This is a genomic window from Allolucifera butyrica (assembly GCF_900476375.1).
Classification (GTDB): domain Bacteria; phylum Bacillota; class Negativicutes; order Sporomusales; family UPPP01; genus Lucifera; species Lucifera butyrica.
Genome location: NZ_UPPP01000116.1, coordinates 150,224 through 175,746 on the forward strand (window position 1 = coordinate 150,224; position 25,523 = coordinate 175,746).

Genomic DNA, 25,523 nt, shown 5'->3' on the forward strand with positions numbered 1-25,523 from the left:
GGAAGAGGGCGGGGTTTTGTGTCCGAATTTAGAGAAGTCGAAATAGGAGCCTGCCTAATCGGCAGGCCGTTTTTGCTGCTTGCGCAGCATTTTTAGAAATTCAATCACCAGTTTTTGGTTCTCCGGCAAGAGACCTTGAATTTGTTTTGACAAATCCAGGGCGGCGGCAGCGGCACCGGGTTCCGGCTGGCCGCTTTCATAAGGTGCGGCGGATTCGGCGGCGCCCAATACTTCAACTTTCCTGCCGAATAGTAGCCAGTCCGTAGAGATACCGTAAGTTAATGCTACATTCACCAGAAATTCAACACTTGGTTTGGCTCCGTGTTCGATGTTGTTCACATAGCCCCGGGATGCGCCAATGGAGTCACCAAAAGCGGTTTGCGATAAAGTTCCTCTTGCCTGGCGGATTCTGGCGCCGATTGCTTCAAAATTTAAGTCTGCCGTAGAAAGCACCTCCTAAACCATAGATGAAAACAAAATGATATTTATTAATTTCAAATTGGTTATTGACTGACATCTATTGATGTCATATAATGATTTTAGCGGTCGGGTTCTGGAAAAAACGGCCACTAATTTAGTTTTAAAGGAAGGTGAAGGGCTTACTCTTAAAAGGCGTGATTGCTTGCTGCTCAATAACAGCAAAAACAGCTGCCCGGAAACACCCAGCCGCCAAGCAAAGTGTGTTTCCGGGGCATGCGGGTTTTTCGAAAGAAGACCCGCGATGGGGGATTTTCCCAAGAATTCAATTTTAATTATAGCGTATCCCGGAGCCAAGGTAAATGGTTATTGAAAATGGCAGGCTCCGGGAGGGAGGAGGATTCCATGCAGGATAGCCATCCGCTTAAAAACATACTGGAAAAGCGGCGGAACGGAATTCCGTACGGTCTGTATGCCGTTTGCAGCGCCAATGAGTATGTTATTGCCGCGGCGATGGAACGGGCGGCGGCAACGCGGGGGCCGGTGCTGATCGAAGCCACTGCTAACCAGGTCAATCAGTTTGGCGGGTATACCGGGATGAAACCGGTCGATTTCCGCGATTTTGTCTACCGTATTGCGGACAACGTACCGTTTCCGCGGCAGCGGATCCTTCTCGGCGGCGACCATTTAGGGCCGCTGCCGTGGCAGGAGGAGCCGGTCGACCGGGCCATGGAAAAAGCCCGGGAATTGGTCCGGCAATATGTTCTGGCCGGGTTTAGTAAAATTCATCTGGATACGAGTATGCCTCTGGCCGGTGACTGCCGCCAGAGCCGGAGTGATCCGGAGCGAGCGGCGTCCCGGGGCGCCGAATTATGCCGGGAAGCGGAACTGGCGTCGGCCCGGCTGCGGGCGGAAAATCCGGCGGCCCTACGTCCGGTCTATGTGGTGGGCAGCGAAGTGCCGGCGCCGGGCGGCAGCCGGGAGGGGGAAGCAGGGCTTGCGATTACCCGGCCGGAGGATTTGGCAGCAACGGTGGCTGCTTACGGGCAGGCTTTCCGCCAGGCCGGTCTGGAGGTTGCCTGGGAGAATGTGGCGGCCTGTGTAGTGCAGCCGGGGGTGGAATTCGGGGAGGAAGCGGTTCATGCCTATGACCGCGCCGCCGCGCGCGAGCTGACCCGGACGCTGCAGCAATACCCCGGTCTGGTGCTGGAAGGGCATTCCACCGATTACCAGACGCCGCAGGCGCTCAAGGAAATGGTGGAGGACGGGATTGCCATTTTGAAAGTGGGGCCGGCACTGTCCTTTGCCCTGCGGGAAGGTTTGTTTGCGCTGAGTTATATGGAGAAGGAATTGCTCCGGTTTCGTCCGGACCGGGAGGCGTCCTGTTTTATGGAAGTGCTGGACTGGTCCATGGCCCGCACGCCGGCCGGCTGGACCCGGCATTATACCGGCAGCCCCCCGGCGGTCCGATACGCCCGGAAGTACAGCCTGTTTGACCGCTGCCGTTATTATTTGCCCCTGGCCGAGGTCCGCTATGCCCTCAGCCAACTATTGGAGAATCTGCGGCAGACCGGCTTGCCGCTGACACTGCTGCGGCAGTTTATGCCGCGCCAGTATGACAAAGTCCGCGGCGGGCGCTTGGAAAACGAGCCGGTCAGCTTAGTCAAGGACTGGATCGGGACCACACTGGACGATTATCTGTATGCGGTGAGACCGGTCCGGATTGACGGCTAAAAGCAAAGGAGGATAAAAATGGGACATCGATTGGGTTTTACCCCGGAAGAAGCGGAGAGACAAGAGATGGAGCATACCCTGGCGGAAATCGGGCGGCAGCCGGCGGCCTGGCAAACAATCTACGCCGGAATCCGGCACCGGAAAGCGGAGATTGCCTGTTTTCTAAGCAGGCTGGACAAGGATACCCGGGTTATTTTGACCGGCGCCGGCAGTTCGGGTTTTATCGGGGATGCCCTGGCACCGCTGCTGCGGCAGGAACTGGGTTTTGCGGCGGTGGAGTCGGTGCATACTACCAGCCTGGTGGCCAATCCCGACCTGTATTTTCCGCCGGCGGTCAAAACCCTGCTGATCTCGCTGGGGCGGTCCGGCGACAGTCCGGAAAGTTTGGCGGCTATGGAATTAGCGGAACAACGGGTCAGGGAGATATATCACCTTATTATTACCTGCAACCCCCAGGGAAAATTGGCCGGTTTTCACAATGAACGGACTTTGCGCTTTACATTAGAATCGGTGAATGATGCCGCCTTTGCCATGACGGGCAGTGTGACGGGAATGATGCTGGCGGCTTACGGTATTTTGCATAATGAACGGGATTGGACGCCGGAGGTGGCCCGACTGGCCGACTACGCGGCGGCCGTGATCGACCGCGTCTTTATCCGGCTGGTCGGGGTCCTGGCCGACGCGGACCGGGCTGTCGTGCTGGGGTCCGGCCCGCTTTGGGGCGCAGCCAGGGAGGGAGCGCTCAAGATTCTGGAACTAACGGCCGGAAAAGTTCTCTCGCGCTATGACACGCCTCTGGGTTTCCGGCACGGGCCGAAGGCGATGCTGACGTCGGCCACGGCGGTCTTGTATTTTGCCGCCGCCGGCGATTATACCCGGCAGTACGATTTGGACATGCTGCGGGAGCTTGCCCGGGCGGAAAAACGCCGGCTGGTGGTGGTAGACGACCGGTATGATCCGGAAATGGACCGGCTGGCCGACCTATATGTTTATAATTCGGTCAATGAAAAGCTGCCGGACGGATTTACGCTGTATATCCCCGTACTGGTGGCCCAGATTGCGGCGTTGTTTGCTTCCCTCCAATGCGGCTGTACGCCCGATAATCCCTTTCCGGGCGGAGAAGTCAACAAGGTTGTCCAGGGGGTGAAGATTCACCCATGGCGGCAGCAGTGAAACCGAACATTTTATTAACCCGTATTGATAACCGGCTGGTCCATGGCCAGGTCGGCGTGACCTGGACCACTTCCCTGGGGGCGAATCTGCTCCTGGTGGCGGATGACGCGATTGCGCAGGATTCCCTGCAGCAGCAGCTCATGGCCGTCACGGCCGAAGCGTCCGGCGCTCAGATCCGGTTCTTTTCGGTGGAACATACGATTCAAGTCATTCATCAGGCGTCGCCGGCGCAAAAGATATTTCTGATTTGTAAAACCCCGGCGGTAGTGAGGCGCCTGATTGACGGGGGCGTACCCATCGAGGCGGTCAATGTGGGCAATATGCATTTTGCGCCGGGCAAACGGCCGCTGAGCAAGAAAGTGTACGTGGATGACACGGACCTGGCGGATCTCCGGTACATCCAAGCCCGGGGCATCGAGATGTTTATTCAGGATACGCCGGGCGATGCCAGACATTCTGTAGGTTGAGAGCCTGATTAAAAAGATGCAGATACCAGGCGCGGCGAGCATTCGAACGAAGGCGTACTCAGGCGTACGTTGAGTGAGAACGCGCAGCCGCAACAACGTAGATGCGCTTTTTAAACGGGTTCGTATTGAGAAGGGGGAAGAGCGAATGCATAGTATAACCTGGCTGCAGGGTTGGGAACTGGCGGTCATGGCCGTAGTGCTGGGAATTGATTTCTGGCTGGAAAGTCTCTTTTTATTCCGGCCCATCATCGTATGCACGTTAACCGGGCTGATTCTGGGGGATTTGCCAACCGGCCTGATTGCCGGCGGCTTAACCGAACTGGCCTTTGCCGGGTTGACGCCGGCGGGAGGAACCCAGCCGCCCAATCCGATTCTGGCGGGGGTCATGACCACGGTCATCGCCTATACCACCGGCATTGAGGCCAAGACCGCCATCGGCCTGGCCCTGCCGTTCAGTTTTTTGATGCAATATATTATTTTACTTTACTATTCCAGTTTTTCTTTTTTCATGGGGAGAGCGGACAAGTACGCCGAAGAAGCGGATACCCGGGCGTTTATCCGGCTAAATATCCTGACAACGGCCATAGTGGCGCTGACCTATGGGGTTGTCGTGTTTTTCAGCGCTTATGTGGCGCAGGACGCCATGCAGATGCTGGTGCAGTCCATGCCGGCATGGCTGACTCACGGGTTTGAGATTGCCGGCGGAATTTTGCCGGGCGTTGGGTTTGGCATGTTGTTGAAGGTCATGTTGAAAAAGCAGTATGTACCGTATCTCATCGCCGGTTTTGTGTTTGCATCCTTTATCCAGTTTTCCAACCTACTGCCCGTGGCTTTGGTAGGAACCGCCTTTGCAGTGTATGAGTATTTTAACGGCAAGAACAGGCTGCCGGCGGCTTACGAGACGGGAATGAAAGGAGATGGCCCGCATGAAGGCATCTAGGATTTTAACCAAGGGCGACATTACCCGGCTGGGCATGATTTCTTCCTTTTTACAGGCGAGCTTTAACTATGAACGGATGCAGGCGGGCGGTTTTACCCTGGCTATGCTGCCGGCCCTGCGCAGAATCTGCCGCGGCGACAAACAGAGGCTGTCGGCGGCGATGAAGGACAATCTGGAGTTTATTAATACCCATCCCAATTTGGTCGGTTTCTTAATGGGCCTCTTACTGTCGCTGGAAGAAAATAATGAGGACCGCAGTTTAATCAAAGGCCTGAAAGTCGCCCTGTTCGGTCCGCTGGCCGGCATCGGGGACGCCATCTTCTGGTTTACGCTGCTACCGATTGTAGCAGGCATCAGCGCCTCCTTCGCCTTGCAGGGCAGTGTGCTCGGGCCGGTCCTTTTCTTCGCCGTGTATCTGACAATCTTTATCCTGCGGATTGCCTGGACCCATCTGGGCTATAACCTGGGGATCAAAGCTTTGGCAAAAATCAAAGACAGTTCCCGCATTATCGCCAGGGCGGCGACTATCCTAGGCGTGACGGTGATCGGCGGATTGATCGCTTCTTATATCCACATTGAAGTGGTTACCCAGGTGGCGATTAATGCCGGACACAGCGTTTCATTGCAGAAGGATTTTTTTGATAAAATCTTTCCCAATTTGCTGCCCATGAGTTATGCCCTGCTGATGCTGTATCTGTTGAAAAGCAAGCAGGTTCATCCGTCCTTGCTGATTCTGGGGACGTTTGTAGGGGCCATCGGTTTGTCCTTCGCCGGGGTACTGTAAGATGAAAACTCTTTTCATCGTCAGCGGGCACGGCCGATTTGCCACGGCCCTGCAGAGCAGTATTGAACTGATCGCCGGTCCGGTCCAGGATATCTATTTTGTCGATTTTACCGCCGCCGACACGGAGGAAACTTTGAAGGAGAAATTCAGCCGGATTGTTCAGGCGAATCAGGCCGGCAGTGTACTATTCATCACGGATCTTTTAGGCGGGACGCCCTTTAAGGTGGCGGCGGCGCTGGCCGTCGGCCGGCAAGGCCGGGAAGTCGTGACCGGGGTCAATGTCGGTTCAATGATCGAAGCAATATTGCAGCGGGAAACCCTGCCGGTGGAGCAACTGGCGGCAGAGATGGTAGCGGTGAGCCGGAAAACAACCCAGCATTTCCGCCCGGCCGCCGGACGGCCGGGCCAGACTCCGGCGGAAAGAGGCCAGGGCATTTGAGCCGCTTCACGGCGGCAGCACAGGCAAGGAAACCCCACACTTTTTATGGTGTGGGGTTTTCACTTTGATCGAGGGATTTGTTAATAAAGTTTTAATCGTTGTTAAAATTTGTTAATAAACCAAAATGGCATAGCCATTTGTGCTAGAATCAAGTCGAATAACCGCTTTCTAAGAGGTGTTGCCATTGAATCCAGCGTGGACAGGAATGCGGCGGCTGGATAGCCGCCGGTTAGCACATGCTTTGCTTTATTTAGCGCCGTCAATCCTGATTTTTATAACTTTCGTGTTTTATCCTCTGGTTAAAACGTTTTGGCTCAGCCTGCACCAGGCCGACATGATGGGAGTCCCCAAAACCTTTGTTGGCGGACAGCAATATGTTGCCTTGTTTGCCGTTGACAAGTTCGGGCGTAATATCCTTTTGACCTTATTGTTTGCCGTCTACACCGTTATTCCCGGTATGATCATTGGGCTGTATCTGGCGTATATCGCCAACTGGCGATTGAAAGGAATTGCCTTTTTCCGTACCGTATTTGCCTCTCCTCTGGTTATCGCAGTGGCTTCGGCCTCGATGATTTGGATGATGTTGTACAATCCTAGCGCCGGAGTGCTCAATTACCTGTTGTCATTGGCGGGGGTGCCGCCGGCCCGGTGGCTGGTCGACCCTAATCTGGCGCTTTTTTCGCTGGCTATTGTCGCAGTATGGCGCAGTCTGGGATTTAATACCATCATTTTATTGAGCGGACTGAAGTCCATTCCCGACAGTTTGTACGAGAGCGGCCGCATTGACGGCGCCGGGGCATGGCATTTATTTAGGGATATTACTCTTCCCCTGTTGTCGCCCACCTTGTTTTTCGTGTTTGTCGTATCAATGATTAACGCGATGCAAGTGTTTGGCGAAATCAACATTTTGACCCTGGGAGGACCGGTGGGAGCTACCAATGTGATGGTATATTCCATCTACCGGGAAGCATTTTTTAATTTCAATTATGGCCTGGCCAGCGCCCAGGCGATTGTCTTGTTTTTGATCATTTTTGCCTTAACGCTGCTGCAATTTTGGCTGCTGGAAAGGAAGGTCTTTTATCGATGAAAAAACGGCTTATCACGGGACTGCAATATGCCGTATTAAGCATAACCGCGTTAATATTGCTGTTCCCGCTTTGGTACGCTTTGGCGGTCAGTCTGGAAACCGCCGCCGAAACCATGGCTTATCCACCCCGGTTTATTCCCGGCGGGCTGTATTGGGAAGCGTACCGGCAAGCCCTGGCTACCGCGCCGGTTTTGCGGTTTATTGCCAACAGTTTTTTGGTATCCGGTATAGTGACGGCCGGACAATTGGTTACGGCCAGCCTGGCGGCTTATGCCTTTACTTTCATGCGGTTTCCGGGCCGGCAGGTTCTTTTTTATGGGTTTCTGGCGACCATGATGATTCCCTGGGAAGCCACGATTATTCCTAATTACTTTACGATTAAAAATCTCAACTGGCTGGATACTTTTCAGGGGTTAGCCGCCCCGTTTTTGGCCACTGCGTTCGGGACGTTTCTCCTGCGGCAATCGTTCATGACGCTGCCCCAGGCGCTAAACGACGCCGCCCGTATCGACGGCTGCGGCCATTTCCGGTTTTTTGCCACCATGGTGCTGCCGTTGTCCCGCCCGGCGCTGGCGACGCTGGCGGTCTATGCTTTTCTTACCACTTACAACCAATACTTGTGGCCGCTGTTAGTTACCAATACCGATTCAATGCGGACGGTACAGATCGGGTTGGCTATGCTGCAATGGGACCAGTCGCTTTCCTGGAACAGTATGATGGCGGGGGTTATCCTGGTATCGCTGCCGACGGCGATTTTGCTGATTGCCGGACAGAAGCAGCTGGTGAGGGGGTTAACCGCCGGCGCAGTAAAAGGCTGACCGGTCTTGGGAAACCCATAGAGAGTTGAAAAATCTAAATCATTTAAAGTGGAGGTAGTTGCTATGAAGGGTAGAAAAATGATAGCGGCCGCTTTGCTGGCCGTCCTGGTGGCGGTTCTGTCGGCTTGCGGCGGTCCGCAGCAGCAGGCCCAGGGCGGCCAGCAGCCGGTGAAAGTGGTATTCTGGTATTCCGTAGGCGGCAAAGTAGCGGAAGCGACCAAAGCTCTTGTTGACCAATTTAATAAGACCCACCCCGGTATTCAGGTCGAAGCCGTTTTCCAGGGGTCCTATGACGACGCCCTGAACAAGTTGAAGCAGTCCATCCGGTCTAACGCCACACCGAACGTTATGCAAGTCTATGATATCGGTACCCGCTTCATGATTGACAGCAAAGCGATTGTACCGGTGCAGAAATGGATCGATGCCGATAAGCTGGACACTTCATCCTTTGAGCCAAACATTTTGGCGTATTATACGGTGGATAACAAATTGTATTCCATGCCGTTCAATACTTCGACGCCGATTCTGTATTATAACAAGGACATGTTTAAGGCGGCCGGGCTGGATCCGGAAAAACCGCCCCGTACTTTTGAAGAGGTGGCGGCGTCGGCGAAAAAGCTGACCGTGCGAGATGACTCCGGCAAGGTAACCCGTCCTGGGCTTACCCTGGCAATTTATGGCTGGTTCTTTGAACAGTTTATGGCCGAAGAAAACGCGCTGTACGCGAACCAGAGCAATGGAAGGGACGGCGCAGCGACTGCGGTTGCTTATGACAATGCCCAGGGAGAGAAAATCCTGAACTGGTGGAACGATATGGTGAAAGATGGAGTTTGTGAGAATATTGGACGTAAGACTTCGGACAGCCAGAAAGCGTTCATCGCCGGACAGACCGCGATGACGATCGACTCTACCGGGGTTCTGCCCGACATCATGGACGGGATAAACGGCAAATTTCAGGTTGGGACCGCGTTCATGCCCCGTCCGGCCGGTTCCGACGGCGGCGTGATCATCGGCGGCGGCTCGCTGTGGCTGATGGGCAATCACAGTGCGGCGGAAGAAAAGGCGGCCTGGGAATTTATTAAATTCATGACCGCTCCGGAACAACAGGCCTATTGGCATATTCATACGGGGTATTTTCCGATTACGAAGTTAGCTTACAACGAAGAAAACCTAAAACAATTCCATCAAAAATATCCGCAATTTAAGGTTGCCATTGATCAGTTGCACAGTTCGCCCATTACCCGGGCTACGCAAGGGGCGTTATTGGGCGTGTTTACCCAAGGCCGCCAGGAAATTGAAACGGCAATCGAACAGGTGCTGAACGGGCAGGCCACAGCGGCGGAGGCCCTGAAAAAAGCGGCGGCAAGGGTCAATGAGGCCATTGCTCGCTACAATCAGACTAAGTAAAAAGGTGCAAAGCAGAGGGTTTTTATGGCTACTGTAACATTACAGAATATCAGCAAGCAGTTTGCCAACCATACGGCGGTGGCAACCATGAATTTGACAATTGCCGACGGTGAATTTCTGGTTTTGGTCGGCCCTTCCGGCTGCGGCAAGACCACCACGCTCAGAATGATAGCCGGACTGGAGACGCCTTCTTCAGGGAATCTTTTTATCGGCGAGACCGATGTCACCCATAGGGAACCCAAAGACCGGGATATTGCCATGGTATTTCAAAATTACGCCTTATATCCGCATATGACGGTGCGGGCGAATCTGGCTTATAGCCTGCGCCTGCGCCGCCGGCCCCGGGAGGAGATTGCGCGGCGAATTGAAGAAACGGCGGCCATGCTCGAGATTACCGCTCTCCTGGACCGGTATCCCCGGCAGCTTTCCGGCGGGCAGCAGCAGCGGGCGGCGCTGGGACGGGCGATTGTACGCCAGCCCCAGGTCTTTCTCATGGATGAGCCGCTCAGCAATCTGGATGCCAGACTGCGGGCGGCTACCCGGGCGGAATTGATTCAATTGCATCAACGTTTAAAGACGACCATTGTGTATGTTACTCACGATCAGGTGGAAGCCATGACCATGGGGAGCCGCATCGTGGTTATGAATGACGGAGTGGTGCAGCAGGTGGGCGCGCCGCTGGAAATTTACCGGCGGCCGGCGAACCGCTTTGTCGCCTCCTTCATTGGTTCACCGCCCATGCAGTTTCTGCAGGGGACGGTGAACCAAACGGGAGAGCAAGTAAGTTTTACCGGTAGAGGATTCCGGCTTAAGCTAAGTAGCGCAGCACCGGAGCCGGTTTTGGCCGGGGAGATGATTTTGGGGATCCGGCCGGAGCACTTGGTTTGGGAACCGGCCGGGCAGGAAGACGGAACGGGGATTCCCTGCGTAGTGGCGGTTGTCGAAAATATCGGCTCCGAAGCCTTGATTCATACCACAACGGCAGGCGGCGAAGGGTTGATTATAAAAATGATTAACCCGGAACGAACGCCGCTGCCGGGCGAGAATTTGACGGTTAAACCCGGACCGGGCAGTATCTATTTATTTACGGTGCCGGACGGGGTTTGCCAGGCAGTGCTGCCGGCATCGGCGGACCCGGACCGGACATATAGCTTGAATGTATAAAGAAAAACGACTGCACGGGTGCAGTCGTTTTTTTTACCACTTAACCTCCGCTTATGACAAGACGATCCGTCTGCCTGGATTGGCGTCCAAAATGATTTCCAGATGGTTTTTTGCGCCCTGGGCCCTGCGCCGCGAGCCGAAAGGCCCGTCAGCGGTCTTTTTTAGGCCGGGGAACGGTTTTGATAAAGTGACGCACGGCCGGAATTCCGGAAAAGGCGCTGGCGATCCCCAGGGCCAGCAACACCTGACCTAAGACCGCCTCCAGGCTTACCAGGAGTTTGGATAGGCCGCTTTGCGGCGCGATATCACCATACCCCAGCGTTGTAATGGTGGTAGTGCTGAAATAGACACAGTCGGTGTAAACACTTAGTTTGTTTCCGCCCAGATAATGAATCACCTGTGGGGGACGATAATTAAGAGCCTTGAAAATAAAGGCTACCGGCACCGGATCGGGAACCTGACGATAGGAGTCGGGCATCCAAAGCTGCACCGCATCTTTGGTATCCACTCCCGACCAGAAGCGGTCGTGAAAACCGGAAAAGGAGCTGAAGTCCCGCACTCGCATTTCTTTTTCGATCATTAAATTTTTTAGCTCCTGGTTTTGGGAGATTTCATAGTAGATCCGGTATTTGTATAGGGAGTCCAAAAAATCTGTGACATAGGTAATTAAATAGTAGGTATTGGCAAAGGCAACAATCATATAAACATAGGTGACTAAAATCAGAATGATTTTCCGTTTTCCCTGATGATTGCGGGCCATTATATACCGTACTAATCCCCAGACACCGTAAAAGGCCATGAGGCAGCTTGCCAGCAAGATAGCCAGAATGAAGAAGATACTTAATTGCGTATATACGGATAGGGGCAGGTTGGCAGCCTTATGAAACAGCACACGGGGGATGTCCTTTCTAACAATTTCGGCTGTTAAATCAGGGAAATAATAAGATACGACAACAGACGTACTGGTAATCAACACCGGCTTGGCGAGATAATTGTTCCGAATGAGCCTTAAAAATACATTGATAAATTGATTCAAAATGGATTCGTCACCGCCTATAAGTAGAAATACCCTATTTCTTTTTCTATTCTAAATAGGTGCTTTGGAATTTGTCAAATAGCAGGGCCATTTAAAAATTAAAATTGCGGCCGGATTGACGGCTAACATGATTAGCTTTAGAATTATTATTGTTAGTTTTATTGACAGAAAAAAGGGTGAGGGGAATCGCACAATTGTGTCAGAGAAAGGCGTGTTCTAGTTATGGCGAATTGTCTTAAAAAGGGTATTATTTTTTTGGTATTCCCGTTAATCGCAGCAGTCATTGCAGCGGGATGCGGCCGAACTCAATCTGCGGCTCCCGCTGCCGTATCCGTGTCGGCGGGACAGGCCCGGACGCAGGATATGCCGGTTCAGGTCGAGACCGTAGGAAACGTGGAAGCGTACAATTCGGCGGTAATTATGCCGCAGGTTACCGGAACAGTGCAGAGTGTTCATTTCCAGGAGGGACAGAACGTAAAGGCCGGAGACCTGCTGGTTACGATTGATCCGCATCCCTTCGAACAAAAGCTGGCGCAAGCGCAGGCGCAATTGGCGCATGATTCGGAACAGGCTGCGTTTGCGGCTTCTTCCGCCAATCGCTCTTCCGAGCTATTCCGCCAGGGCGCTGTTTCGCGGCAGGACTTTGAACAATCGACCACTTCTTCGGCTGCCCAGACCGCCACCGTACGGCAGTCCCAGGCGGCGGCGGAAAGCGCCCGCATTGATCTTAACAATTGTTCAATCCGCGCACCGATTGACGGACGGACCGGGGCGGTGCTTGCCAACACCGGATCATTGGCTACGGCGAATCAGACCCAGTTAGTGGTCATCAATCAGATTCAACCTATTTACGTCAATTTTACCGTTCCCGAGCGTTATCTCGCGGCAGTCCGCGCCGCTCAGGCGCAGGGACCGCTCAAAGTAATCGCCAGTATCCCCGAACAGGGGCTGAACATTACCGACGGTATTCTGACCTTTATCAATAATACCGTTGATCCGTCAACGGGCGTGATTCAAATGAAGGCTCGCTTTCCCAATGTGAAACGGGAACTATGGCCCGGGCAGTTTGTCCGGATTACCCTTGTGATGGGGGTGCAGCCGCAGGCGGTGGTGGTACCGGTTGAGGCGGTTAATATGGGACAGTCCGGTCAGTATGTATTCGTCGTGAATAACGATAAGACCGTTGCCTTGCGTCCGGTGGAAGAAGACCGGGTTATCGGCAATTTGGCAGTCATTTCGAAGGGATTGACCGGCGGCGAAACGGTGGTGACCGACGGTCAGGTTAATCTCCGGGATGGTTCCCGGGTTGCCGTCCAAAGCGCCGATAATCAGGCCGGCAGTCAGGGCGGTGAAACGCAGTGAACATCTCCGCCATTTGGATCCGCCGGCCCGTAATGACCATTTTGATTGTTGTCAGTCTGCTGTTTTTCGGTGTTGTCAGTTATCGCCAGCTGCCGGTTGATTTCCTGCCGAATGTTGACTATCCAACGATTCAGGTCAAAGCTTCCCTGCCGGGAGCAAGTCCGGAAACCATGGCTTCCTCAGTGGCGCTGCCGCTGGAAAAGCAGTTTTCCACTATTGACGGCGTGGATTCAATGTCTTCGTCTAATACAACCGGATCTACCACAATTACCATTACTTTTTCTCTAAGCCGCAACATTGATTCCGCGGCCCAGGATGTTAGCAGCGCGATCTCAGCGGCGCAAAAACGGCTGCCGGCCAATATGCCCAGTCCTCCCTCCTATGTTAAGACCAATCCCGCCGAGCAGCCCATCATGTACTACGTCTTTACCTCAAAGACTATGACCATGCCGCAGGTGCAGGATTATGTCGAGACGTCGGTGCTGCCGGCGCTGTCCTCGGTTGAGGGCGTGTCGCAAGCTCAGATTTTTGGTTCCCAGCGCTATGCGGTGCGGCTGCGGATGGATCCTGACCGTATGGCGGCGCGGAATGTCGGCATCGACGAGGTGACAACGGCCCTGGAGAAGGGAAATGTCAATCTGCCGGGCGGAACTCTCAGCGGACCTTCTATTGCCTATAGCGTGGATTCTACCGGTCAGCTGATGAAAGCGACAGATTATAATAAGCTGGTAGTGTCCTACCGGAATGGCAATCCGATCCGCATTCAGGATATCGGCCAGGCGACGGATAGTACGGAAAACGAGTTTATGCACCGCTCACTCATTACGTCAAAAGGCCGGAGCGACGGAGTGTTCGTCGCCATCAGCAAACAGCCGGGGGCAAACGCTGTCCAAATTGCCAAGGATGTGCGGAATAAAATGGCAATGGTGCAGGGAGCCATTCCTAAAGGAATCAATGTTACGCTGCTTTACGACAGGTCCCAATTTATTCAGGCGTCGGTAAAAGATGTCCAGCTTACTCTTTTGTTGACCATTTTTCTGGTCATTGCTGTGGTTTTCACCTTTCTTGGCAGTTTGCGCGCCACACTGATTCCAGGCATTACTGTGCCCCTCTCGCTCGTGGGGACGTTTGCCGTAATGAAGCTGGCGGGTTTTAGCCTGAATAACATATCGCTTATGTCGCTTACCCTCGCGGCAGGGTTTGTGGTCGACGACGCCGTTGTGGTGATGGAAAATATTGTGCGGCGGGTCGAGGCGGGTGAAACCCCGCGGGAGGCCGCTTTTGCCGGTTCAAGGGAAATTGGCTTTACTGTATTGTCGATGACCTTGTCTTTGGTAGTCGTTTTTGTCCCTATTTTATTTATGAGCGGCATAGTGGGCCGTCTGTTCAATGAATTCGCCGTGAGCATCACGGCGGCTATCCTGCTTTCCGGTTTTATTTCGCTGACGCTAACCCCGATGATGTGCGCCTATATTCTCAAACACAGGAACGGGAAAACCCAGGCCGGCCGGTTTGTGCGGGTTTCAGAACGGGTATTTGAACGGGCGATACGCTTTTATGGACGGACCTTGGCGCTGTCCCTGGCTCATCCCCGGAAAGTCCTGGCTTTTACCTTGAGTGTCTTCCTTTTGGCCGGTTTTTTGTTTACGCGGATTGATAAAGGCTTTATTCCCAGCCAGGATATGGATATGTTTATTATCCGGACACAGGGCAACGACCGGTCTTCTTTCGATTATCTGGCCAGCCACCAACGGGAATTGGACCGGATTATTGCCAAAGAGCCGGATATAAAGGGGGCCTTGTCCGTTGTCGGCACGCCTACTTATAACAAAGGATTTATGTTCGTAACGCTAAAGGACCGGGCGGAACGGAAAGAATCGGTGGACCAAATCATTGCCCGGTTACGGCCTGAAATCAATAGTATACCCGGACTGCGGGCCTTTCCCTACAATCCCCCTCCCATCACCATTGGCAGCCGCCAGACCTTCGGCGTCGGTCAGTACACCCTTACCAGCCCTGACCTGAATCTTCTGGCGAAAGCGGCTGCGGCTATGGAGAACAGGATGCGGACCCTCCCGGGATTAACCGACGTGAATTCCAGCTTGGAATTGCGGACGCCGAAGATTATTCTCGATATTGACCGGGATAAGGCTTCCGCTCTGGGTTTGACGGCCGACCAGATTCAAGACGCGTTGTATTCTTCGTATGCCGACCGGTTAGTAACTACAATTTATACTCCCAGCAATGAGTATGATGTATATCTGGACCTTGGCAAAAGTTTTCAGTCGGATCCGTCCGTACTTAGCCGGCTTTATGTAAAAGCGGCTTCGGGTACGCTGGTTCCTCTTTCAACCATCACTAAGCAGCGCGAAGTTCTATCGTCGCTGTCTGTTAACCATAGCGGGCAATTGCCCGCAGCGACGATCACTTATAACCTCAAACCGGGTTATGCCCTGGGGACGGCGGCGGATGAGATCCGGTCGGCGGCCCAAAAAATTCTTCCTGCCGGCGTTACCGGCTTTTTCGAAGGCAATACTTCGGCTTTCCAAAGCTCGTTCGCTAATATGGGATTTCTCCTGTTTGTCACTATCTTTATCATTTACGTCGTGCTGGGTATTCTGTACGAGAGTTTCATTCATCCGGTTACTATTTTAACCGCGCTGCCCCTAGCCGGCGCCGGGGCGCTGATCTTTCTGATGCTGTTTCATATGGAGCTTGATATTTATTCTTATGTCGGCATTATTATGCTCGTCGGCATTGTCAAAAAGAACGGGATTATGATGATCGACTTTGCACTGGAACTGGCCAAAAAGAAAGGACTTTCATCCCGGGATTCCATTTATGAGGCTTGCCAGATCCGGTTCCGGCCAATTATGATGACGACAATGGCCGCCGTTTTTGGGACGCTTCCCATCGCCCTCGGATTTGGAACGGGCGGCGAGTCAAGGCAGCCGCTTGGGGTAGCGGTAGTTGGAGGGCTGATATTCTCCCAGTTTTTAACTCTTTATGTAACACCGGTGTTTTATGTGTGGTTTGATCAAATGCAGCAAAAGCTGGCCAAAAAACGGGAAAATCTTTCACCGCAAGGGTGATAAAAGGCTCAACCGGCGGCTATTGCCGGTTGAGCCTTTTAATTTTAGTAGTACCGGGTCAGGCGGATGCCGGCCAGGTAATCCCGGTCTTTGTTGCCGGCGACGAAGGCGGAGTTTTGTATTTTTGCTGCTCCCAGGACCAAGTCGGCGTAGGTATCTTTGTCCACTTTCTGCCGCCAGGACAGCCAGAGCGACGTGATGATCTCAGGCGTATTGCCGGTAAATTGTTGGGATACCCGTTCCAGGTTCACCGCCAGTTGGGAGCCGTTGGCGCTGTAATGAGTAAATTTGCCGTAATAGCGATAGGCATTGTTGCCGATGGCATCACCGAGAATGTTGTCCTGGAATGTATAGCCCGATGTATAGGCCCAATGGTTGTACCAGGTATTTCGTGTATGGGCCCATTCGAAATGGGCATCCCAGTCGCCGCTGGCTGAAAGCCGGGGAATATATATACCCAGCAGTTCCCCCATGTCGGAAGGCAAGGGAATGACTTTCAGTACCGGGACCTGATCTTCGCCGTAGAATTCCCCGTAAAGCTGAATATCGTTGAATTGCGGCAGGCGCCAGCGAAAATCACCGCCGGCGATGCTATCCCATTTATCGGCGCCGGCGCTGGCGGCATTTTTGCCGGTAATCAAATGCCAGTAGTCACTGCTCTGCAGCATGCGCCCCTGACCGCCGACGATAGCAGTGCCGGCAAGGGCAAAGGTAAAATTGGGATTGGGGGTAAAGTCCATGCGCAGGCCGGCAAAGGAGGGATAGTTTACATCGCTGCGGTGATTTTCCAGTACGGAATAAATGAACGTGGTATTGGTGGCCCCGAGAAACTTGAAGAAACCGCCGATTTGGTGCGGTTCCAGATTGGAAAGTTTAATCATGGTCAGCGGTGCGGCATTGTTAGTGAGCAAAAGGCTGCCATGCTCGCCCTGCCCCCACCAGAGAGAATCCTTGCCGATCTGAATTGCCATATTATTAATATGGGTTGTCAGATAGGCGGAATCCAGCGTGATCTGGGTTGATTCCAGGTCGTCGTAACTGACTCGCGGTGTGAGGCTCAATACGGTATCATCCTGGATTTTTCCCTCCAGGCGGAAGGAAAGGTCCGTGTTGAAGTCCGGGGCATAGCGGTAGCCGTTATTGTATACATTAAGAGGTTGATAGGTTGATTTTGTTTTTTGCTGCGGTAATGTTTGACCGTGGTAGTAGTTTTCTCCCAGGGAAATTTCTTGCAAGCGAACGCCGTTTTTAGCAGGCTGCCGGTTGAGTATATTCAGTTCGGGAGCAAATTCCTTCCGCAGCTCTTGCAGCATGGACGCGGCATACGGCGGAAGAGTCGCGCCGCTGGTATCGGTCAGAATGGTTTGCAGCCACTTGGCAACCTGCATCCGGGTGTATGGTTTGGTACCTGTCGGCAAATTGGTGGTATAGCCAAGACCGGACAATTTTTCCAGGTCATCGTAAACGTAACTGCCGGCGGGAACATTGGCAGAAACTTGCTGCGCATAGGTTAAATACGGCGGGTCGGCGGCCAAAACTGATGCTGGAAGCCCTGGCCCGGACCATATGATGAGCCCTATGGCAATTGAAATTTTTGTAAAAACTTTGTATTTCATCCTAAGTCCTCCTATAAATCACAATGATATGTAAAACTTTTACATTTATGTTAAATAATCCTCCTTTTGTTATTTGAAATAATTTACAACCAGTTGCGGCAATGTGATAAAATAAAACCATAATTTTACAGGTGAAAGGTGAAACTTTTTATGATTGATATGCACTGCCATCTATTGCCGCAAATGGACGACGGGGCCAAGAGCCTGCCAGTGTCTCTGGAAATGGCCAAGATAGCTGCTGATAACGGCACAACGGCAATTATTGCCAGCCCACACATGATTGCCGGTGAATGGACGCCGGAGTGGGAAAAAATACTTGTCCATTGTAAAAGGCTGCAGGAAGCCTGCAGGGAGCGGCAGATTGATCTTGCCATTTATCCAGGCGCCGAGGTTGCCATAAGTATGGACGTATTTGATTATCTCGAACCGGCCTGGTATTGTCTTAACGGGGGACGGTATATGCTGGTTGAACTTCCTTTTTGGGAAATCCCTGCTTTTGCCGAAGAGTTTTTCTTCCGGCTGCAGACTAGGGGAATTACGCCGATCTTAGCGCACCCGGAGCGTTATCCTGATGTAATCAGGGAACCAGGACGCTTAATCGACTGGGTCAATAACGGGATATTGCTGCAGATAAACAGCTCCAGCCTTACCGGACTTATGGGAGAGAAAGTGCAGCGAACAGCCCAAGTGCTGCTGATGAGTCATTTAGTACACTTTCTCGGATCGGACGCTCATGGTGTCGGGAAGCGGCATCCCAATCTGAGGCAAGCAGCGGCTATCGTGGAAAAGATTAGCGGGAAAGAACAGGCTAATAGGATTCTGGTTGTAAACCCGGCAAAAGTGATTGCAAACCAGGCTTGGATTTTATGTGAACGGATAAATAAGTTGAATTATCCGTCTCAACCTGGTTTTTGGGGCCGTTTATTACAAATTTGTCAATTTTAAAATAGAGCAGCTTCTAATACTTTCCTTTCATTTTAAGACCCTTTGGGTCTTTTTTTTCATTTTGCCACAAAAAAGTTACAGAAAAAAACTTATCATCCATATTTTGTTATATTTTTGTAACAATTTGGAAGTATAGTATACGTAATAACAGAAAGTATTTTATAGATATGTCGAAGCCGACCGGAAAATTATGATTGGAATCAGAAAATGAATGATTTTTTTTCTTTACTTTTAAATGGTAAAAATTTACAATTACCTGAGATATATGACTCTCCCAGACATAGTAAGCTTGTTGACAGGAGAAATTTTGTTGAATAGGAGGCTGATGTTGCAATATTCAGAATTTAGTTGGGGAGGAATGGACAAAATGGCGGAACTCTCCCGCGATTATTATCCTGTTGGGTAAAATGAGACAACGAAAAATAGCAATCAGGTTAAAGTTTGTTTTTTTACGAATAAGTCATGGAGGAGTTTGTAATGAAAAAACTCATTGCAATTGTTATTTTGTTTTTGGCGATAGCCGCACTGGGAGATCACCGGCTCTCAGCTGCGGAATACCGGATTGAACCGGGGGATGTCCTAATGATTAACGTTTTGGGTCATAATGAAATTTTAGCTGCCGGCGGGAACCAGCAAGGGGAAGAGTTGGTTGTCCGGCCGGACGGTAAGATTTCTCTGCCGTGGATGGGGGATGTACAGGCAAGCGGGATTTCGGTGCTGGCTTTAACGAGTGCTATTCGTCAGGGACTCGGTGAATATATTGTGAATCCGGTTGTATCTGTAAATGTTGTTAAATTCCATACGACCCGGATCTATGTTTTGGGTGAGGTAACCAGACCGGGTATGTACGAACTGGAAAAACAGCATAACCTGCTTGACGCTATCGGCATCGCCGGCAGTTATACCAAAGATGCCGCTAAAAAACATATTTTTATAATCCATAAGGGGCATACGGATAAGCCGGCCGAAGTAAATTTGCTGCGGCTTTTGGAAAAGGGGGATATGTCGCAAAATATTGCGCTCTCCGAAGGCGATGTTGTGTATGTAACCAACAACCACCGGATTGATTTTGCCCGGGATATTCTGCCGTGGGTTACGGCTGCCTATCAGGTTCACTATATAGACAATAACTAAGGTCTTAGCACTTTTTTTACGGAGGATTGGGAATGGATGAGACAACGATTGATTTGCGCGAGATTATCCAAATAATAAAAAAGCGGCGCGTATATATTGCAAAGATTTGCATTTTGTTTACGTTGGTTGCACTTATAGCAAGTTTTATTATTCCGCCTACTTATCAGGGTGAGGTATTACTACGGGTTAAGCAGCCCCAAGGACTGGCGGATTCTCTCCTGGCAAGTCTCCCCATGGATAATCCCTTGGCTACCAGGCAGCTTATGATGACTTATGCGGAAATATTAACAAGCCGTACTGTGGTGCAGGAATTAATTGATACAACCCAGTCGGCTAAAAACAAAAGCGATATACCGACTTATGAGGATATGTTGAAGCGAATTAGAACGCAGGAAGTAAAAGATACGGAAATACTGAAGGTGGATGTTTTGGCTCCCTCCCCGGAAGAAGCGAAACGGGTAGCCAATACCCTGACGCAAATTTTTTTGAACCGTATTACGATGCTGGTCCGTTCGGAACAAAAAATTGTCCGGGAGTTCATCGGCCAGCGGTTGAATGATTCGAAAAAGGAATTGAGCCAGGCCGAGGATTCCTTAGAGGAATACAAACAACGGGAGAAAATCTATGAACCGCAAGAAGAGGGCAAGGCGCTGATTGATAAGCTGGCGGCGATTGACAAGCTATCTGCCGACAATCGGGTGTCTCTCGCGGCCTCCGGGGCGAATCTGGCCAGTGTCAATCAACAGCTTGGCGAGGAAAAGGCAGGGTTTGTCGCTGACAATCCGCTGATTCAGCAATACAAAGCCAAGTTGGCGGAACTGGAAGTAGAGCGGGTTGGGCTGCTGCAAGAGTACACGGAAAAAAACCCCAGGGTTTTGGCCGTTCAAGCGGGTATTGACGATACGAAAAGCCGGCTGAATGACGAAGTTGCCAAAGTGATAAGCGCTGAGGCTCCTTCTATGAACCCGATCCATTTAGGACTGCTGCAGGCAAAAATGCAGTCAGAAGCGGAAATTGGCGCCTTTACGGCGCAAAAACAGGCAATAGATAAGATTTTAGCGGAAAATCAAGGAATCGTTGAGCAACTGCCAGCCAAGCAAAAAGGCTTGGTAAAAGTGATGCGGAATGCCAATGTGGCTCAGGAAATATACATCATGCTGGCTAAGCGGTATGAGGAAGCAAGGATCAGTGAAGTCCAGGAACCAACCGATGTTCAGGTGGTTGATGCCGCAGTAACGCCGGAAAAACCCGTAACACCGCGCAAGGTTCTGAATACGGTGGTAGGCTTCGTTTTAGGATTGTTTTTCGGTATCGGCCGGGCCTTCTTAAAGGAGTATCTGAACCGGTCAATCTGTACTGCGAAAGATGTACAGTTATTTTTGAACTTGCCTGTTCTGGGCAGTATTCCCGATTTTAACCGGGATGCTGCACCACGCCGGAAGAAGGGAATGTTTAACTGGCTTAAAGGCATCCTTGCCAGGAAAAAGCAGCTTGCCCGTCAAGCTGGAAAAGAGGTCTCCCCATGAACCCAAATTATAAACTGATTGTGCACGAAGACATTAAGTCGCCGGTTTCCGAGGCGTACCGGACACTGCGAACCAATCTTCGCTTTGCGAAGGCTGATGCGTTGAACCTAATCATGTTTACAAGTACTGGCCCGGGTGAGGGCAAATCGCTTACTGCGGCCAATACAGCCGTAGCGATGGCGCAGACGGGGAAAAAGGCCATTGTTATTGATTGCGATCTCCGCAAACCAGTGCAACATCGTATTTTCGGCAAAGAAAATCTTGGGGTAACTAATATTTTAGTCGAAGGCGGGAAGATGGCCGAGTTACTCCAAGAAACTCCTATACCAAATTTGTATTTATTGCCGAGCGGACCGAATCCGCCCAATCCATCGGAACTTCTTGGCTCCGCCAAAATGCTGAACATTTTGACAGAAGCAAAAAAACTGGCTGATATCGTAATTATTGATGCGCCGCCGACGATTGCCGTGACGGACGCCTGTGTGCTGGCAACCAATGTGGATGGCATCGTATTGGTAGTTGGCGCGGGAATGACCCGGCCAGAAATGGCGAAACAGGCATTAAGCCTCCTGATGCAAGCCAATGGCTGTGTTTTGGGGGTTGTCCTGAACCGGGTTGAGATTGAAGCCGGGGATGCCTACTATTATTACTATTATAGCGATGGCCATACTGGATCTAAACAAGCCGGAAAAAAAAATAGGATATGAGATGGTGATGAAAATGAATTTACGGGCTAAATTTCCCAGAACGTTCAAATTCCTCTTATTATTAGGGGATTTGTTCTGGATTTGTTTTGGCGCCTACCTGCCATTTCTACTGTTACTAGATCAGCAAACTTTAAGCAGGGACCTTTCTATCTATTATGAAATATTGCCATTACTACTCATTAGTTCAGGCATTCTGCTGAATATTAACAACATGCTTTCATTGGTACGGAAAGAGTTTGGACAAATATTTGTTGGTTTATTAGTATTTGTTTTTGAGCTGTATATCGTGGTAATGGCGAGCAACTTTTTCTTTCGCTTCTTTACTTATCCTCGCAGTGTATTATTGATGGCGATGCTTTTACAGTATATCCTGCTGGCTGGCTGGAATTTTTTCTGCTGGCGGCTGGAAAAAAAATGTGTTGTGCCGAAAAATGTTCTGATTGTGGGCAATGACGACCTGTGCGAGGCGGTCATTTCCCGGATTCGCATGCTAACCAGTTTAAACTATCATACCAAGTTTACCTGTGAAAAATTTTCGCATATGGTGACAGAGAGAAGCAACGACTTAATCGATCTGATCATCGTAATGCCCGGAGTTGAATTGAAGAGCAAAGACGAGATCCTGCATTATTGTCAGGCCCGTGGTAAACAAGTCATGCTTGTGCCGGATGTCTATGAACTGTTTTGTTATGGCATTGAACTGGACCAAATCGATGATATCCCGGTTTTTCGCGCCAAATATTTAAAGCCTACCTTCGAACGCAGAGTCGTAAAGCGTGGCTTTGATCTGCTCGTAGCCGGAATCGGGCTGTTAATCCTATGGCCGCTGTTTCTTGCCGCCGCTTTGGCTGTGAAAGCCACTAGCAGAGGCCCCGTATTGTACTCTCAAATCAGAGTTGGGCGGGATGAAGAGGAATTCAGAGTGTACAAGTTTCGCTCCATGGTGCAGAACGCCGAGGCGACGACCGGTCCGGTACTGGCAGCTAAAAATGACACCCGGATTACTCCGGTAGGCCGGTTTTTGCGGGCGACCCGCCTGGATGAATTGCCGCAGCTTTTTAACGTAATCAAAGGGGATATGAGCATTGTCGGTCCCCGGCCGGAACGACCAGTTTTTGTTGAGCAGTTTAAAAAGGAGATTCCCGGTTATGGCTACCGCCATAATGTGAAACCCGGTATTACCGGTATGGCCCAGGTTTATGGCAAGTATAATACAACGGCCCGCGATAAGCTGATTTATGATCTGATTTATATCCAAAACTGCTCTGTAATCACGGATTTGACTTTGATTATCCAAACCATCCGGGTTTTGGTTACGAAAAGCAGTACTGCGGGAGTTGAGAATAATCATGGCACGGTTCAAGTGGGTGAATACCAGGTCCACCGGTTGTAACGGATGAATTCTTTTCGATGCGAGGTGACTATGCTGGAAACAGTTAAGAAACAAAGAAATGTAGAAATAAAGATCCAGGCTGTAAGAGACAAACTGCGTGATTTTGGTGTATGGTATACTGCCCTGTTTTGTTTACGCAAGATCTTTTTTGCGCTTTATAAATATAAATTTAAGGCTTGCGGCGGTTTGTTTATCAGAGGGTCTTATTTTATCCGCGGTTATTCGAATATAGAAATCGGTCAAAACTTTACGGCCGGGACCGGCTTACGAATAGAGGCAATTTCCTGTTACGGGGAGCAGCTCTTTAATCCCGGTATTGAAATCGGTAACAATGTAACATTGCAGGATTATGTTCATATTGGCTGTATCAACCGGATTGTAATTGAAGATGATGTTTTAATCGCCGGTAAGGTTTTTATTACAGACCATAATCACGGCTATTACGGGGATGAACAGGTGCGCTATCATGAGTCGCCGGATATTCCGCCGGCTGACAGAAGGCTTACTAGAGGTGATTTTGTAGCGATCGGGCCGAATGTTTGGATCGGCGAAGCAGTAACAATTCTGCCCGGAACAACTATTGGACGGGGGAGTATTATCGGTGCTAATTCGGTTGTCTGCGGAAATATTCCGCCCTATTCGGTTGTTGCCGGCGTACCGGGACGTGTTATCCGGCAATACGATTTCAGCCAGGAACGGTGGATGCGGGTGAAGGAGCATTGAATTTGAATTTAGGTATTGAGAGCAGAATGGGAAATCAATTAGTGTATTCAAGATTGAATAATTTAATCCGGCAGATCGTGACCTATATCCCGGGGAGCCTGCTTCCTGCCCTGCTAGCACTTTTATCGACCGTTATTTTTACCCGAATATTCAATGTGATGGAATATGGAGAATACAGCCTGGTCCTGAGTACGGTTACTTTTATCGTTGCCTTGGCAGCGCAGTGGATCAGCCAGTCTGTAAACCGGTACTTGCCCTGCGCCGGCAACATGGAAGAACGAGCTGCTATTACCGAAACCATTGTTTTTTGCCAAAGTATCATGGTAATTACGCTGCTGCTGGGCGGCGCTCTGGGATTTGAATTGATTCCCGCCCGCTGGAAGATTTACTATGGTGCGGGCCTGTTGCTGACAATTGGCATGTTCTTGTTAAATACGCTGAATTCGGTATTTCAAGCCGGTATGCGGGCGAGGGAGTACACCGTCTATGCGCTGGCCAATTCCGTCCTAAAGCTGGTTGTGAGCCTTATCCTCGTGTTGGGGATTCAGCGGCACCCGGTGGGGATGATTCAGGGAGCCGCCTTGGGGACAGTGGTGATGGTACCTACACTGTGGAAGAAACTGGGACTCACAAACCCGTTACTTGTGTTGAGGGCGCAGGCATTCAGGCGGCAGTGGGCAGGGTTTAAACAGTTTGCCGGGTACGGGGTACCCATGATTGGCTGGTTTTTATCCGCCCAGCTCTTAATGCTGGGGGACCGCTATATAATTCAAATGTACCGGGGAACAGCCGAAGTGGGGATTTACGCCGCGAATTATGTCCTCATAACGGGGGCTATCGGTTTATTGTGCGCGCCGATTTCGCTGGCGGCTCATCCGTTTCTTATGAAAGCATGGGGAGACGGCAGCCGGGAGCAAACCGCCAAGTGGCTCGGGACCATAACGGAATGGTTTCTTACGGTTGGTATGTTGCTGGTTTGTGTCACCTGGATTTTTAGCAGAGACATCGCATTGTTATTTTTAGGACAGAATTATCGGCAGGGACACTTTATTATGCCAATTATATTAGCGGGTCTTATAAGCTGGCAGCTAGGGATTTATGCTCATAAACCATTAGAATTTGCGGAAAAGACAAGACGGATGATGGGCCTGATTTTTTTGGCGGCGGGTATGAATTTGACATTGAATTACTGTTTGGTTCCGAGGTATGGATATGCGGCGGCGGCCTGCAATTCTTTGATCAGCTTTACAGCCTATAATGTTATGGCTCATATCTCGGGAAGACGGATTTTATCCTGGAAAATAAATTGCGGGGCAATCCTGCGCTCTGCGTTGATATCACTGGCGGGGGCGTGGCTGATTATTCAAATCAGAGGACAGGTCGAAACCGGGTTTGGTTACCTAACAGCCTTTTTTGCCGCTGTTTTCAGTGCATTTGTTTTAGTTGGCGGCGTGATTTATATGAATAATTATTTCTCCTTTTTAAAGAGAAAAGAGCCGGATGGGCTCTCAGTTAAAAGCGCGGGGAATAAAATGCCGCGGCAATAGACCGGAATGGAG

General features: G+C 51.0%; 22 protein-coding genes. 19 read left to right on the forward strand and 3 right to left on the reverse strand.

Going from position 1 to position 25,523, the window contains the following annotated elements; translation table 11 throughout:
* Positions 1 to 54: 54 nt before the first annotated feature.
* Positions 55 to 453, reverse strand: a complete 399-nt coding sequence (locus LUCIF_RS23070; RefSeq protein WP_122630167.1) for a helix-turn-helix domain-containing protein — start codon at positions 451 to 453, stop codon at positions 55 to 57.
* A gap of 369 nt (positions 454 to 822) precedes the next feature.
* Here LUCIF_RS23070 and LUCIF_RS23080 point away from each other — a divergent pair, with 369 nt between their 5' ends.
* The 10 genes from LUCIF_RS23080 to LUCIF_RS23125 all read left to right on the forward strand — a co-directional run bounded on the left by LUCIF_RS23080 (position 823) and on the right by LUCIF_RS23125 (position 10,430).
* Positions 823 to 2,151, forward strand: coding sequence for a class II D-tagatose-bisphosphate aldolase, non-catalytic subunit (locus LUCIF_RS23080; protein WP_122630169.1), 1,329 nt, complete (start codon positions 823 to 825; stop codon positions 2,149 to 2,151).
* An 18-nt stretch (positions 2,152 to 2,169) separates the two neighbouring features.
* Entirely contained in the window at positions 2,170 to 3,324 is a 1,155-nt protein-coding gene (locus LUCIF_RS23085; RefSeq protein WP_122630170.1) for an SIS domain-containing protein, read from the forward strand.
* Positions 3,309 to 3,791 carry a PTS galactosamine transporter subunit IIB gene (agaB, locus tag LUCIF_RS23090; protein WP_122630171.1) on the forward strand — a complete coding sequence of 161 codons (483 nt, stop codon included), beginning with the start codon at positions 3,309 to 3,311 and terminating at the stop codon, positions 3,789 to 3,791. Before LUCIF_RS23085 ends, agaB begins: the two co-directional genes overlap by 16 nt.
* Positions 3,792 to 3,936: 145 nt before the next feature.
* Complete coding sequence (agaC, locus tag LUCIF_RS23095; RefSeq protein ID WP_122630172.1) at positions 3,937 to 4,731, forward strand: PTS galactosamine transporter subunit IIC; 795 nt, start codon at positions 3,937 to 3,939, stop codon at positions 4,729 to 4,731.
* Positions 4,718 to 5,515, forward strand: coding sequence for a PTS galactosamine transporter subunit IID (gene agaD, locus LUCIF_RS23100; protein ID WP_122630173.1), 798 nt, complete (start codon positions 4,718 to 4,720; stop codon positions 5,513 to 5,515). Before agaC ends, agaD begins: the two co-directional genes overlap by 14 nt.
* Before the next feature lies 1 nt (position 5,516).
* Positions 5,517 to 5,954, forward strand: a complete 438-nt coding sequence (locus LUCIF_RS23105) for a PTS sugar transporter subunit IIA (protein ID WP_122630174.1) — start codon at positions 5,517 to 5,519, stop codon at positions 5,952 to 5,954.
* A gap of 184 nt (positions 5,955 to 6,138) precedes the next feature.
* Positions 6,139 to 7,041: a carbohydrate ABC transporter permease gene (locus LUCIF_RS23110; RefSeq protein WP_207858356.1), complete on the forward strand. Its 903-nt coding sequence runs from the start codon at positions 6,139 to 6,141 to the stop codon at positions 7,039 to 7,041.
* On the forward strand, positions 7,038 to 7,859 hold the full coding sequence (locus tag LUCIF_RS23115; RefSeq protein WP_122630175.1) for a carbohydrate ABC transporter permease: 822 nt from the start codon (positions 7,038 to 7,040) through the stop codon (positions 7,857 to 7,859). Before LUCIF_RS23110 ends, LUCIF_RS23115 begins: the two co-directional genes overlap by 4 nt.
* A gap of 63 nt (positions 7,860 to 7,922) precedes the next feature.
* A complete protein-coding gene (locus tag LUCIF_RS23120) occupies positions 7,923 to 9,266 on the forward strand; it encodes an ABC transporter substrate-binding protein (protein WP_122630176.1) in 1,344 nt (447 codons plus the stop codon).
* 24 nt (positions 9,267 to 9,290) lie between these two features.
* The gene (locus LUCIF_RS23125; RefSeq protein ID WP_122630177.1) at positions 9,291 to 10,430 is read left to right on the forward strand and encodes an ABC transporter ATP-binding protein; all 1,140 of its coding nucleotides are present in this window, start codon (positions 9,291 to 9,293) and stop codon (positions 10,428 to 10,430) included.
* Positions 10,431 to 10,578: 148 nt separating this feature from the next.
* Here the strand turns inward: LUCIF_RS23125 and LUCIF_RS23130 are convergent, their stop codons facing one another.
* Complete coding sequence (locus LUCIF_RS23130; RefSeq protein WP_207858358.1) at positions 10,579 to 11,466, reverse strand: potassium channel family protein; 888 nt, start codon at positions 11,464 to 11,466, stop codon at positions 10,579 to 10,581.
* Positions 11,467 to 11,688: 222 nt separating this feature from the next.
* Here LUCIF_RS23130 and LUCIF_RS23135 point away from each other — a divergent pair, with 222 nt between their 5' ends.
* On the forward strand, positions 11,689 to 12,828 hold the full coding sequence (locus tag LUCIF_RS23135) for an efflux RND transporter periplasmic adaptor subunit (RefSeq protein ID WP_122630178.1): 1,140 nt from the start codon (positions 11,689 to 11,691) through the stop codon (positions 12,826 to 12,828).
* Positions 12,825 to 15,920: an efflux RND transporter permease subunit gene (locus LUCIF_RS23140; protein ID WP_122630179.1), complete on the forward strand. Its 3,096-nt coding sequence runs from the start codon at positions 12,825 to 12,827 to the stop codon at positions 15,918 to 15,920. The genes LUCIF_RS23135 and LUCIF_RS23140 overlap by 4 nt, the downstream gene beginning before the upstream one ends.
* Before the next feature lie 44 nt (positions 15,921 to 15,964).
* Here LUCIF_RS23140 and LUCIF_RS23145 read toward each other — a convergent pair whose 3' ends face one another.
* A complete protein-coding gene (locus tag LUCIF_RS23145) occupies positions 15,965 to 17,536 on the reverse strand; it encodes a capsule assembly Wzi family protein (RefSeq protein WP_122630180.1) in 1,572 nt (523 codons plus the stop codon).
* Positions 17,537 to 17,686: 150 nt separating this feature from the next.
* Between LUCIF_RS23145 and LUCIF_RS23150 the strand changes: the two genes are divergently transcribed.
* The 7 genes from LUCIF_RS23150 to LUCIF_RS23180 all read left to right on the forward strand — a co-directional run bounded on the left by LUCIF_RS23150 (position 17,687) and on the right by LUCIF_RS23180 (position 25,511).
* Positions 17,687 to 18,481 (forward strand): tyrosine-protein phosphatase, encoded by a 795-nt coding sequence (locus LUCIF_RS23150; RefSeq protein ID WP_122630181.1) that lies wholly within the window; start codon positions 17,687 to 17,689, stop codon positions 18,479 to 18,481.
* 477 nt (positions 18,482 to 18,958) lie between these two features.
* On the forward strand, positions 18,959 to 19,615 hold the full coding sequence (locus LUCIF_RS23155) for a polysaccharide biosynthesis/export family protein (RefSeq protein ID WP_122630182.1): 657 nt from the start codon (positions 18,959 to 18,961) through the stop codon (positions 19,613 to 19,615).
* 32 nt (positions 19,616 to 19,647) lie between these two features.
* Positions 19,648 to 21,141 (forward strand): GumC family protein, encoded by a 1,494-nt coding sequence (locus tag LUCIF_RS23160; protein ID WP_122630183.1) that lies wholly within the window; start codon positions 19,648 to 19,650, stop codon positions 21,139 to 21,141.
* On the forward strand, positions 21,138 to 21,848 hold the full coding sequence (locus LUCIF_RS23165; RefSeq protein WP_122630184.1) for a CpsD/CapB family tyrosine-protein kinase: 711 nt from the start codon (positions 21,138 to 21,140) through the stop codon (positions 21,846 to 21,848). Before LUCIF_RS23160 ends, LUCIF_RS23165 begins: the two co-directional genes overlap by 4 nt.
* Positions 21,775 to 23,241, forward strand: coding sequence for a sugar transferase (locus LUCIF_RS23170; protein WP_207858360.1), 1,467 nt, complete (start codon positions 21,775 to 21,777; stop codon positions 23,239 to 23,241). Before LUCIF_RS23165 ends, LUCIF_RS23170 begins: the two co-directional genes overlap by 74 nt.
* A 30-nt stretch (positions 23,242 to 23,271) precedes the next feature.
* On the forward strand, positions 23,272 to 23,964 hold the full coding sequence (locus LUCIF_RS23175) for an LbetaH domain-containing protein (RefSeq protein ID WP_165866131.1): 693 nt from the start codon (positions 23,272 to 23,274) through the stop codon (positions 23,962 to 23,964).
* Positions 23,965 to 23,966: 2 nt separating this feature from the next.
* A complete protein-coding gene (locus tag LUCIF_RS23180; RefSeq protein ID WP_122630186.1) occupies positions 23,967 to 25,511 on the forward strand; it encodes an oligosaccharide flippase family protein in 1,545 nt (514 codons plus the stop codon).
* Positions 25,512 to 25,523 lie beyond the last annotated feature (12 nt).

Coding starts and splice junctions, on each gene's coding strand:
- agaD (WP_122630173.1), top strand. CDS start 4,718: ATGAAGGCATCTAGGATTTTAACCAAGGGCGACATTACCCGGCTGGGC.
- LUCIF_RS23165 (WP_122630184.1), top strand. CDS start 21,138: ATGAACCCAAATTATAAACTGATTGTGCACGAAGACATTAAGTCGCCG.
- agaC (WP_122630172.1), top strand. CDS start 3,937: ATGCATAGTATAACCTGGCTGCAGGGTTGGGAACTGGCGGTCATGGCC.
- LUCIF_RS23080 (WP_122630169.1), top strand. CDS start 823: ATGCAGGATAGCCATCCGCTTAAAAACATACTGGAAAAGCGGCGGAAC.
- LUCIF_RS23155 (WP_122630182.1), top strand. CDS start 18,959: ATGAAAAAACTCATTGCAATTGTTATTTTGTTTTTGGCGATAGCCGCA.
- LUCIF_RS23120 (WP_122630176.1), top strand. CDS start 7,923: ATGAAGGGTAGAAAAATGATAGCGGCCGCTTTGCTGGCCGTCCTGGTG.
- agaB (WP_122630171.1), top strand. CDS start 3,309: ATGGCGGCAGCAGTGAAACCGAACATTTTATTAACCCGTATTGATAAC.
- LUCIF_RS23175 (WP_165866131.1), top strand. CDS start 23,272: ATGCTGGAAACAGTTAAGAAACAAAGAAATGTAGAAATAAAGATCCAG.
- LUCIF_RS23135 (WP_122630178.1), top strand. CDS start 11,689: ATGGCGAATTGTCTTAAAAAGGGTATTATTTTTTTGGTATTCCCGTTA.
- LUCIF_RS23125 (WP_122630177.1), top strand. CDS start 9,291: ATGGCTACTGTAACATTACAGAATATCAGCAAGCAGTTTGCCAACCAT.
- LUCIF_RS23170 (WP_207858360.1), top strand. CDS start 21,775: ATGCCTACTATTATTACTATTATAGCGATGGCCATACTGGATCTAAAC.
- LUCIF_RS23105 (WP_122630174.1), top strand. CDS start 5,517: ATGAAAACTCTTTTCATCGTCAGCGGGCACGGCCGATTTGCCACGGCC.
- LUCIF_RS23085 (WP_122630170.1), top strand. CDS start 2,170: ATGGGACATCGATTGGGTTTTACCCCGGAAGAAGCGGAGAGACAAGAG.
- LUCIF_RS23145 (WP_122630180.1), bottom strand. CDS start 17,536: ATGAAATACAAAGTTTTTACAAAAATTTCAATTGCCATAGGGCTCATC.
- LUCIF_RS23150 (WP_122630181.1), top strand. CDS start 17,687: ATGATTGATATGCACTGCCATCTATTGCCGCAAATGGACGACGGGGCC.
- LUCIF_RS23115 (WP_122630175.1), top strand. CDS start 7,038: ATGAAAAAACGGCTTATCACGGGACTGCAATATGCCGTATTAAGCATA.
- LUCIF_RS23160 (WP_122630183.1), top strand. CDS start 19,648: ATGGATGAGACAACGATTGATTTGCGCGAGATTATCCAAATAATAAAA.